Annotated in this window: 11 protein-coding genes and 1 pseudogene; 5 read left to right on the top strand and 7 right to left on the bottom strand. The window is 36.5% G+C overall.

Annotated elements, in window-relative coordinates; all coding sequences use genetic code 11:
• The 4 genes from F6K22_RS16150 to F6K22_RS16165 all read right to left on the bottom strand — a co-directional run.
• Nucleotides 1-437, bottom strand: a 437-nt coding sequence (locus F6K22_RS16150; protein ID WP_293099665.1) for an anti-sigma factor family protein, incomplete at its 3' end; no start/stop codon positions are given.
• Between the two features lie 180 nt (nt 438-617).
• On the bottom strand, nt 618-1274 hold the full coding sequence (locus F6K22_RS16155; RefSeq protein WP_293099667.1) for a sigma-70 family RNA polymerase sigma factor: 657 nt from the start codon (nt 1272-1274) through the stop codon (nt 618-620).
• Nucleotides 1275-2262: 988 nt separating this feature from the next.
• Entirely contained in the window at nt 2263-2754 is a 492-nt protein-coding gene (locus F6K22_RS16160) for a molybdenum cofactor biosynthesis protein MoaE (protein ID WP_293099670.1), read from the bottom strand.
• Nucleotides 2755-3400: 646 nt separating this feature from the next.
• Nucleotides 3401-4399 (bottom strand): aspartate carbamoyltransferase catalytic subunit, encoded by a 999-nt coding sequence (locus tag F6K22_RS16165; protein WP_293099673.1) that lies wholly within the window; start codon nt 4397-4399, stop codon nt 3401-3403.
• A gap of 428 nt (nt 4400-4827) precedes the next feature.
• On the opposite strand from F6K22_RS16165, the gene F6K22_RS16170 reads away from it, so the two are divergent.
• The 5 genes and pseudogenes from F6K22_RS16170 to F6K22_RS16190 all read left to right on the top strand — a co-directional run bounded on the left by F6K22_RS16170 (nt 4828) and on the right by F6K22_RS16190 (nt 8455).
• Nucleotides 4828-5853 carry an AAA-like domain-containing protein gene (locus tag F6K22_RS16170; protein ID WP_293099676.1) on the top strand — a complete coding sequence of 342 codons (1026 nt, stop codon included), beginning with the start codon at nt 4828-4830 and terminating at the stop codon, nt 5851-5853.
• Nucleotides 5854-5982: 129 nt separating this feature from the next.
• A complete protein-coding gene (locus F6K22_RS16175; protein ID WP_293099679.1) occupies nt 5983-6537 on the top strand; it encodes a hypothetical protein in 555 nt (184 codons plus the stop codon).
• Nucleotides 6525-6845, top strand: a complete 321-nt coding sequence (locus F6K22_RS16180) for a WD40 repeat domain-containing protein (RefSeq protein WP_293099681.1) — start codon at nt 6525-6527, stop codon at nt 6843-6845. The genes F6K22_RS16175 and F6K22_RS16180 overlap by 13 nt, the downstream gene beginning before the upstream one ends.
• Nucleotides 6846-6893: 48 nt before the next feature.
• A pseudogene (locus F6K22_RS16185) lies at nt 6894-8014 on the top strand (RNA-guided endonuclease InsQ/TnpB family protein).
• A gap of 51 nt (nt 8015-8065) precedes the next feature.
• Complete coding sequence (locus F6K22_RS16190; protein WP_293099692.1) at nt 8066-8455, top strand: WD40 repeat domain-containing protein; 390 nt, start codon at nt 8066-8068, stop codon at nt 8453-8455.
• 631 nt (nt 8456-9086) lie between these two features.
• Here the strand turns inward: F6K22_RS16190 and F6K22_RS16195 are convergent.
• From F6K22_RS16195 to F6K22_RS16205, 3 genes are all read right to left on the bottom strand, one after another.
• Complete coding sequence (locus tag F6K22_RS16195; RefSeq protein ID WP_293099684.1) at nt 9087-9683, bottom strand: hypothetical protein; 597 nt, start codon at nt 9681-9683, stop codon at nt 9087-9089.
• 36 nt (nt 9684-9719) lie between these two features.
• Nucleotides 9720-10472, bottom strand: coding sequence for a hypothetical protein (locus F6K22_RS16200; RefSeq protein WP_293099686.1), 753 nt, complete (start codon nt 10470-10472; stop codon nt 9720-9722).
• Between the two features lie 107 nt (nt 10473-10579).
• A complete protein-coding gene (locus F6K22_RS16205; RefSeq protein ID WP_293099689.1) occupies nt 10580-11206 on the bottom strand; it encodes a hypothetical protein in 627 nt (208 codons plus the stop codon).
• Nucleotides 11207-11481 lie beyond the last annotated feature (275 nt).

Genomic DNA, 11481 nt, shown 5'->3' on the forward strand with positions numbered 1-11481 from the left:
TTATGTTCATTTAAAGCTATCTGTAGAGGTTCACTATCAGATACATCCGCTAACTGAATTACCGGAGAACGAGTAGCAGAAATAATCCCCGATATAACTGCTATACATAGAGCAGCAATGGCACTACCACCCCAAATAAAAGTCCGTTTTGATCTACGATCAATTTTTTCAAATACTTGTTCGACTGTTCTATCTACAGTTTCTACTGTTGGAGTTATTGGCATTCTTTGAAACTCAGAACGTAGTTGTAGTAGTCTCTGATAAAGATGTTTAGCAACTGGATCTTTAGCCAGTAAACCTTCTACTTCTCTACGTTGTGATGGTGTCAATTCACCATCAAGGTATGCACTTACTAATTCAAATCTTTCTTGTTTCATAGTTATTTTTTCACCCTGAAGCTGATTATCAAACTCATCTGAATTAATTTTTTTACTCATACTTAACACTGCTAAAGAATTGAGATTTATTTTTGAATAAATTTATCTAGCAATTAAATTTTTTGATTAAAATTAGGTTGATATTTTGGAAGTATATATGGAACTTTTATTGATTTTTTTAGGTAGATTTTTTATTGATTTACAAGATAATCCAATAACTTAATTCAGCTTATTGAATTATCAAATATCCAAATATTTTTGGAGCTGTAATTGTAATCTTTGTCTAGCTCTAGCAATTCTTGATTTAACAGTTCCTAGAGAAACCCCAGTAATTTCTGCAATTTCTTCGTATGATAAACCCTCAATTTCTCTCAAGACAATAGTTACTCTGAATACTTCAGGTAATTGGGCGATCGCATCCCTGAGACGTTCATAAAACTCTTGTGTAGTTAATTCTTCTTCAGGTCCAGGAGTATCTGCAGCAATTTCCCAATCAATAATACCATCATCAAAAGCCAAAGGGGCATCTAATGATAGAGGAGGGGTAACTCGTTTTCGTTTTCGCAACTCGTCGTAAAACAGATTAGTAGTTATACGACTTAGCCAACTCTTGAACTTAGCTGGTTCTTGTAAGCGTTTAATATTGCGGTAAACACGAATCCAAACTTCTTGAGCCAAATCTGACCGATCTTGCCATTCGGGGGCCAAATGATAGAGAATTTTATCTACATGGAGTTTGTACCGATGTAGAAGTTCGGCAAATATAGTTCGATCTGGGCGACTACCTTGTTGGCAGCGCAATACTAGATCGTAGTTAGAGAGTTTTTCTGGTGGCAATTCCACTTGTGAAAAGGTTGTCTCAACCTTAGACCAAGGTACAGATATATATTGACTCATCGGCGGAACTGGCTCAATAGTTTAGCGATTATCTAATTTCTAGAATATCTAATTTCTAGAGACGATAAATGTTTCAGAAAGTTTCCAATTGACCTTTGATGGAGAGGAGTCATTGGATGGGAGGCCATTTCAGTTATCAGTTATCAGTTATCAGTTATCAGTTATCAGTTATCAGTTATCAGTACCCCTAGCTAAAGCTTCGGGATTGAAATATGGAATATTCTATTTTTTTATCCCCTTAAAAGGCTATGCTTTATAAACATTTTTCTTAACATAAAACTTGACAAATTCAGTCAGTTATGATATTTTATTAAATCAGCTTTTTTCTGAGAAATAGTGTATTGAATTAGACATAAAGAAGTGAGAAATCCACACCAAGATTCTTACTCCCCCCTCTTCCCCCTCTTCCCCCTCTCCCCACCCTCCCACAAAGTTTTCGGAGTTCCTTATAAGGGATAGCTTAAAAGGGGAGGCGCATACCCACAATTTTTCGATCGGAGAATTGGGAAGTTGTGTCGGTTAAATAACTTTTTAGGACTTACGCACCAGACCATATATATAGCGTTCAAAACTATAACGTTATAGTTTTTGAACTCAAAATATAGTACCTTTGCGTCTGTGTCCCACACTTCCCACCCTCCCCACACTCTGCTTTTTTCAGCAAGCCCTAAGTCAAATATATGGTTCAATAATTAATAATTAACAATTAATAATTAATAATTACCTCATCTTAAAACATTGAGGATTGGTTAAAAAGAATTTTTTCTTTTCAAGGGGAGATTGGATATGGCGAACTTCGGAGCGGCTCTGCAAGATCGGGAAACCTGGCCATCCCATCCTGACGGACAGCTCCGCTTTTCATGTGGCGCAGCGAAGACAGCTTTTTCTCCTTGCTCATGAGAGGCTTTAAACCTTAATTTTTCGGTAATCGATAGATCTTCTAAGTAAAGGTCTCAAGTCATTATTTGAAAATTGACAGACCACTACTCTACTCCTCACACTCCACTTCACAAGCTCCAATACTTACCCAACTACTAGATCCATCTGCCCAATGTTCTTTTTTCCAGATGGGTGCTGTATGCTTTAAAGTATCAATGGCATAACGACAAGCTTCAAAGGCTTCTGAGCGGTGCGGACAACCAATGGCCACTAACACGCTAATTTCACCAATTTTTAAACGTCCCACCCGATGATGAATTACCACTGTATTAATATCTGGCCATTGACTGCGAAGTTCTGTGGCAATTTGCTCGAAGACTTTGAGAGCCATAGGTTGATAGGATTGATATTCTAGAGCAACTACAGATTTACCGTCTGTTTGATTACGAACCATTCCGCTCATTACTACTATAGCGCCATTGGCAGGATTTTCTGCTAAAGCGTAGATATCGGCAATAGACAAAGGAGCTATAGTAATAGAAAAGTTATCCTTTTCTTGTTGTGGCTTAGTAGAGAATGGCACTGTTAAATTAGAGTTCATGTTCAATAATTAATAATTAACAATTAATAATTAATAATTACCTCTTCTTATAAAGAGGAGGATTGGCTAAAAGGATTTTTTTTCTTCTCAAGGGGAGATTGGATATGGTACGGAAAGCTTTCCTACGAAATTCTCCGCAAACGACTGCTTTTTCTCCATGAATGGAGAGACTCTATACCTTAATTTTTCGGTAATGGATAATGGATAATTGATAATTAGGGTTTGCTGAAAAACTCTTTTTAAGGAGTGAGGGAACAGTGGAGTAGGGGAACAATTTTTTTTCCCAACTCTTGCCCAAAATGCTAACTTTTTGAGCGTTTTAGTCTGAAAACTTGGTACTTTTTTCGACTTTAATAAAGCTAAAGTCTTTGTCCGTCAACGTCAATGCTTTGAAAATTAATCAGTAGAGCAATAATTAGAGATAGTTTTCATTATTAATTATCCATTATCAATAGACATCTTTGAAAAAGATATAGACTTTTTACCAGAGTAGGGAACAGGGAACAGGAAATGTATTTTCACGAACAAAGATACCAAAAATGATTTTGTTAAATTTTACAACTCTAGCTTATCTTAAATAAAGAGCAAGTTTATTTTCTGGAGAGGTCTAATTATCAATTATCAATTATCAATTATTAATTATCAATTATCCATTATCAGTTTTACCTCCTCCTAAAAGATATAGTAAAGCCATTCTTACTGCAATACCACTGGTGACTTGTTGAGAAATTAAACTTAACTGGGAGTCATCCATTAAATCAGAACTAATTTCTACTCCTCGATTAACAGGTCCGGGGTGTAATATTTTAACTCCTGGTTGACAAAGTTTGAGGCGATCTCGTGTAATGCCAAATAGTTGGTGATATTCTCGTAAACTAGGCAGTAAATGTTGACTCATTCTTTCTTTTTGCAGGCGTAAAGTCATTACAAAATCTGCCTTTTCTAATGCAGGTTCAATATTCCAATGTACAAATAATTTACTAGGTCTATTTTTGCCAAATTCAGCAAAATATTTAGGTAATAAAGTAGGGGTTCCTGCTAAATGTACTTCAGCACCAGAAGCTGTTAAACTCCAAATATTAGATCGTGCTACTCTAGAGTGCAAAATATCTCCTACAATAGCAATTTTTTTTCCTTCTAAAAGTTCTATTCTAGGTTCAGTTGAATTTAACAATTTACAAATAGTAAATAGGTCAAGTAAAGCTTGAGAAGGATGTTCGTGTTGACCATCTCCAGCATTAAGAATTCGAACTTGATAACCGTTTCGATCCATTGCAGAAGCGATCGCTGTTGGTACTCCTGCATCGCGATGTCTAATGACCATCATATCTGTTCCCATTGCTAGATAAGTCATAGCTGTATCGAGAATAGTTTCTCCCTTACTAAGAGAGGAAGTTCCTGGGGCAAAATTCAGAGTATCCGCAGATAAGCGTTTAGCAGCTAATTCAAAACTATTACGGGTGCGTGTTGAGGGTTCAAAGAATAAATTTGCTACTACTTGACCTTGTAATGCAGGTACTTTTTTCATTCGGCGACCCAGAACTTCTTGAAAACTGGCTGCTGTTTGTAGTATGATGTTATATTCTTTGGGTGTAAATTCTGTTAGAGATAGAATATGGCGATGAGTCCAAGAGTTTGTAGACATTTTCGATTGAATTTTTGTGAAATGATTATCAGTTAATTAATCAGCTTTTATCAATCTTATAGGGTTTATGCGCATTTCATAAAATTTTTCTACAACTTTTTTTAACAGAGAATTTTGCTAAAAAAAGTTGACTAACAAAAATAAAAATTATAGCGATTGGGAATGATTTATGAGATATTTAAGAACAATTAATATCATTTCGGATAATTACTTAATAATACAGTTTTTGTTTGTAGTTGGGCTTGAGCAATTACAATACTTAGTATTAGGGATATTGCCCAACTACGAGCCTAATTATAAATGTTTTACTGAACATGATATGAGATAAATCAAAATCCTTTTATATTCTGACTCATAACTCCTAATTAATACTAAAATATTACAACTTAAATATGATTTATATAGTAGGGATATCCTAATTTTATTTTATGAATAATTACCCATATCATTTAGGTGGCTGTTTACCCATTAATGCTCATGGTTATGTGAAACGACAGGCTGATAAAGACATTTATGAAGGTATAAAAGCAGGTGATTTTTGTTATGTATTGAACTCCCGACAAATGGGTAAGTCAAGTTTGCGAGTGAGAACTATTCAAAGATTACAAGCTGAGGGTATTTTTTGCGCTACTATTGATCTGACAGAAATTGGTACTTTTGAAATTACTTCTAGTGAATGGTATGCGGGAATAATTGATAGTATTGTTGGCAGTTTACAATTAAATTATATCTTTAATATTGATGATTGGTGCGAAGCTTATAGTCAGTTATCTCATATCAAAAAGTTCAGTAAGTTTATTGGAGATTTTTTGTTAAATAAAGTTGCTGAAAAAATAATAATCTTTGTTGATGAAGTTGATAGTATATTAAGTTTGCCTTTTAGTGTTGATGATTTTTTTGCTGTTATTAGAGATTTTTATAATAGACGAGCAGAAGAAGCAAAATATGAACGGATAACTTTTGTAATGATGGGAGTGGCAACCCCTTCAGATTTAATTAGGGATAAACGACGTACTCCTTTTAATATTGGTAGAGCAATTGAGTTGACTGGTTTTAAAATAGATGAAGTTCAACCATTAACTTTAGGTTTAATAGGAAAAGTTAATGATTATGAGGCAGTAATGTCTGCGGTTTTAGATTGGAGGGGAGGTCAGCCATTTTTAACTCAAAAAGTTTGTCAGTTAATTCTAGAATTAGCTGTCGATCATTCTCAAAATTATTCTGAAGCTGCTTTTGTAGAGAATTTAGTTAGACAAAAAATTATTGAAAATTGGCAATTATATGACCAATCAGAACATTTGAAAACTATTAGCGATCGCCTCATTTTCAACGAACAAACAACTAATAGATTATTAGGTCTTTATCAACAAATTTTAAACAAGGGAGAAATCGATACTGATGGTAGTGCCGAACAAAGCCAATTACGTTTATCAGGTTTGGTCTTCAATAATTAATAATTAATAATTAATAATTAATAATTAATAATTACCTCTTCTTATAACGGATAGGATTGCCTAAAAGGAATTTTTTTCTTCTCAAGGGGAGATTGGATATGGCGTTAGCGTTTCGGCGCTTGAGCCGACATGAAAAGCGCACTTCGCAGCTCCTCTGCAAGAGGCAGCTCCTCTGCAAGAGGCAGCAACTCTGTCAAGAGCGGGAAACCTCGCCATCCCATCCTACGGAATGCTCCGCTTGCCGACCGCTTTTTCTCCATAAATGGAGAGGCTTTAGACCTTAATTTTTCGGTAAAACAAAGCCATAAATTAACAGTTTATAACCGAATATATCAAGAAGTATTTAACCTGGAATGGATAAAAAAAGAGTTAGGAAAACTTCGCCCCTATTCCGAAGCAATAAAAGCTTGGTTTATTTCTGGTTGTCAAGATGAATCTCGATTATTAAGAGGTCAAGCATTACAAGATGCTCAAATTTGGGCAACAAATAAAAGTTTAAGTGACAAAGACTATAAATTTTTAGCTGCTAGTCAAAAAAATGAATTTAAAGTAGAAAAACAGCGTTCCCAGTTAGAAATAAATAAAGTTCTACGTCAACGATTAAGAATAGCTATTTTTAGTAGTATTGCCATGACAACTCTTACTATTTTCAATGGAACCTTCAAAATAAGTTGCAGACATTAGTAGGACATAATTCTTTTATCTACGGAATTGAGTTTAGTAAACACGGGAAAAAGCTTTATTCTGCCAGTGGTGATGGAACTCTCAAAATTTGGAAAACTAAAAATGGTAAGTTATTGGCAACTATAAAGGGAAAGCTACCGAAATCATTTATGAGTTCAGATGGCAAAATGAAAGCTGTTGTTGACGACAACACAGTAAAAATTCTTAGCGATGAGGGGAAATTGCTGCTGAGTCTCGAACACAATGCCAGAATTAAAGATATTAGGTTTAGTCCTGATAATAAGAGTATTGACTTAATCAAAGAATAACGATATAATAGGTTAAAAAAGATACCACTATACTCCACTCACGCATACATGAAATCCATCAGAATTAAGCTCAAACTGAATAACAAGCAGAAAACCCTGATTGCTCAACATGCAGGTTATTCCAGGTGGTGTTACAACTGGGGGTTAAGTTTGTGGAATGCAGCTTATAGGGATGGTTATCAACCTAATGCCCGTAAACTGAGAGAGGTTTTTACTAACTACACAAAGCCTTTATATCCTTGGATGAAAAACTTGTCATCTAAAGTTTACCAATACGCTTTCATCAATTTAGGTGAAGCATTTAAGAGGTTTTTTCAAGGGTTGGGTAAATATCCAAGATTTAAGAAGAAAGGTAAACATGATTCCTTCACCATAGATAATTGTGGGAAACCGATAGAACTAAATGGTTGGAATCACAAATTACCTTTTATTGGTGTGATCAGAACTTATGAACCAATTGAAGCAACAACTAAAAAAATAACTATTAGTAGACAAGCGGGTGATTGGTACTTAAGTTGCAGCTATCAATTTACTCCGACTCCAACACCTAAAAAGACTGAAATTGTTGGTGTAGATTTGGGAGTAAAAACTTTAGCAACTTTAAGTGACGGTAAAGTTATGACAAGTGTAAAATCAAGCTCGAATATTTGAAGCTAAACTATCTAGAATGCAATACCTAAATCGCAATAAAAAGATAGGTTCTGCTAACGGTCGGGCATCACAACTTAAGATAGCCAAACTACATAGAAAGGTAGCTAACATCCGCAAAGATGGACTTCATAAGTTGACAACAAACAAGTGCCAAAAACCACGGCAAAGTTGTCATAGAAGATTTAAACGTTAGTGGAATGTTAGCTAACGGTAAACTAGCTAAATCTGTAGCAGACCAAGGCTTTTATGAGTTTAGGCGACAGCTTGAATATAAATGCCAGTGGTACGGTTCTGAGCTAGTGGTAGTAGATAGATTTTTTCCATCATCAAAAACTTGTTCTAATTGCGGCCATGTTCAAGATATGCCGTTAAATAATCGGACTTATGATTGTCCTGATTGTGGGATATCTAAAGATCGAGATTTGAATGCCAGCATTAATTTGAGAAATGCGGTCGGCTCGACCGTGAATGCCTGTGGACGGAGTGCTGCCGACAGTTCCGGTGGAAGCAGGAAGTAAACAGTAAAATGTCACTTGTTTTGACGTTTTATATCGGTTTTATGAAGCAGAATAGCTACTGCTAGTGGTGATGGAACGGTGAAAATTTGGCTGACAAATGGAGAACTTCTACATACTTTAATACACACAGGACAGGTAAATAGTATTGATTTCAGTCCAGATGGTCAGATATTGGTTTCCGGTAGTACAGATGGAATATTGAGAGTGTGGCATTTTGATGGTACTTTGCTCAAAAGTTTGGATACTCATCAAGCTAATGTTTTAAGTGTGAAATTTAGTCCGGATGGTCAGATGTTAGCTTCTGCTGGTTCAGATGGCAAGATTATTTTATGGAATTTGAATCTGGATAATTTGTTGGAACAAGCTTGTCAACAGGTGTATGATTATTTGCAAACTAACCCTAATATCAGTGAGAGCGATCGGCTTATCTGTGAAATATAACTTGACTATGACTTAATTCGTCATTGCGACCGATAGGGAAGCAATCTCAAATCCTCGTTTTCCTACCTTATGCGTAAGTAATGTTAACATTAATCAGCAGTTTTCATGTCGGTAGATCACAGTAGGGGCGATTCGCGAATCGCCCCTACAGGGTTTTGGTTGTGACGATGTGGTTCATCAATCAGCAAAAGCGCTGAATAATGCTGAAAAAGTTGTTATTTTGACAAAAGGAAAGTAATCCTGAAGACCCTGAGATTGCTTCCTTCCACTCCGTTTCAGTCGCAATGACCTTAACTCGATCGGCTCGTAGTTGCGCTTTAGCACTGCTAGGTTTAGGGTGCGAAAGCACAACTACAAACAAAGACTTTTTTATAACCCACATTCCTCACTTGATATGACAGATGAATCTCCAGACAGTAGCTTCCATATTTTTATCATTTTTCTTTGCAGCTTTACTTTAGAGTGTTAGAGTGTTAGAATTTGAATTTAATCAACTAAAATCAGAAATCAAATTTAACAGCAACTTTTTTAAACTAAAGAGTTAAGATTTTAACAATTTATAGTCATAGTCAAAGTATAATCAAAACTTATAAACTAAATTTTCCGGCTCGATCAAAAACAACCATAAGAATTACTTATCAATCGTGACTCGCGATCGCCTAAATCTGGCCTTCCTCAAAATGAGGGACTGGTTATAAACTTTACATTTACGCTCAAACCAACGACCCTCATTATTGCGCCAAACCTTGCCATAGGCTAAATCCCAGTCAGATTCGGCAGTAGCCAGCAGCGCTTTGTTGAACTTTGCGCCCTGAACGCGAGGCAACCTTTGATTTATCTGCACCCCAAAAATAGGATAGATGCCCCGAAACCCCCTGACAGGACTTTCCGAACATCTATACTCGTTTGATAAATGTCGCTGTACTTGCCGAACTGATAAACGCCGATAAGTAGCGACTTTTTCTTGGCTAGCACCATAAGCTAAAAAGCCTTCTGATACTCCCAGAATGAATCCAGTTTTCCAAAGTACCCGCGCCATGTTTTTCGCAGGGAGGTAGACTAAATCATTTGGGTGTAAAGTCTTAGGAACCAACCAATTAAGTTTTCTTCGGTGTTGGGATTTATGTCGATCTAAATGATACTTTATAGCAGCTTCCTCGATCGCTTTCTCGTGAGCTGCATACCTCGATGCTTTTTGAATTTCTTGTAGTTTAATTTCTGTAGCCAATATAGTTAATCGGTGATTTGCTATCACTGAAAGGTTTTAAATGCGGGCAACACCACCACCAAATCTTTCTAAGTCAGCCTTAGCTGTTAAGTTGTGCGAAGAAACATAATAAATAGTTGCTATATCCCGGCGGGTCTTCCAGCTTCTCCACAATCGACGCTCCCAGCACAGCCATTTCCTGATAGTGCTAACACTAATTTCAAGTTCGGAGGCACATTCATTCAAGTTAATGATGACTCTACCACTTCCGTTTATGTCATAAAATCGACAATACAACCACAAAGCTATCGGATTGCCATAATAACGGTGAAGTATAGCAGGAAATAATACTGAGTTAATGTCTGTTTTTTTAGGGATTGCATTCCTCAGTTGGTTATAGCTGTAGCGCTCGCCCGACTGATTAATGATTCTTGCCTGAGTACCTTTTTGATGATAGAATCCAGGCAATCTCATAAGTCTAGAAGGATTCTTGATTTTGGGGTCGCCACCGCTAAATTCTAACAAGTCAGCCTGTAGAATTTTCCAAGAATCTGTAGGCAAGGTTTTGTCAAATACCCAATAATTATGAACCGACTTCCCGCCTGTGTATACTTGAATAGTAGGTTGTGGCAGGTTAAGCTTTTGCCAAATATTTTCCTGTTCTGTTATTGATAGGTTGTCATGTTCATAAAAAATAGCCTTGCATTGCTCTACATCAGCATCGGTGTATCCTTCACCATTTACGACTATATAGATGTCATAACCGTTGGTGTTCAACTCTTGTAAAGCATCGTAATCAAACTCTGACACTAAATAGCTTAAGTTCTCCGCCTTGTTTCTTGACTTGATAGCTCTAAGAAAAATTGTGTCAGACTCAGAATAACCTAGACTTTTTAAGTAGTTGACGACATCGTTCATTACAAGCAGACCCTCCTTAAATCTCGGTACAACCAACGTAAGGCGACAGCTACAGTCCTACTGTTCACTAGATCGGCAAACTCAGCGTCTTTTTCCGTTGGCCGTCGAATTTTTTCGCTATTTTCGGAAAACTTATCCTCGATTTGCTTGCCTACCTTAGAATTCAGTCGATCTTTCAGAGCGATCGTACTCCGGCACCAAAGATGTAATTCAGTTCTGGCTATATTGCTGCCAGCCTTTTTAAAAGAATTAGTTCCGCCCGAACTATTTTCCTCACACCCAAATCCAAGTCGCCTTTTAAATGCACTTAGCTTCGGAAATCGGCTCAAAAGGTAGATCCGACTCAGCAACATAGAACGACACATTAAACCAAAACCATAATCGTCAAAAACTTTGTTGTAAAGTTCAAATTCCGGTGAAGCAAAAACTAACAAATTCAGCTCTTGCTTCATCTTGAAAGTGATGATATCATTTTCACAAATTTGTTTGGCTAAATGTCTCGTGTACTCAGAAATTTTCACCCCGTATTTAGGAGCAACACTTTCCTCATATAATCGCGAGTAGATTTTTTTGCCCCTGTCTGTAAATCTCTCAAATCCAGCGAGCCAACTAAATAAAGGAGACAATCCATCTACTCTTGATGGATCAGAACTCTTAAACGCAGCTTCTGGAAATTCCTTAGATAATTTGCTCCTACATCTATTAATAATTGAAGTATTAAGCCTTTTAATGGATTTTAAATTAAGGTGATTTTCATTAATCCCAGAAATATTACCGTTCTTAGAAACCTACGATAATCTATAGAAATCTATGATTATCTGTTCTATTCCCTATTCCACTGGCAACGTCGGCGTTATCCAGCTCCTCAGGCTGACACGGACGTTCGCGTTAGCGGAGCGTA

The organism is Okeania sp. SIO2F4 (assembly GCF_010672385.1).
Taxonomy (GTDB): Bacteria; Cyanobacteriota; Cyanobacteriia; order Cyanobacteriales; family Microcoleaceae; genus Trichodesmium.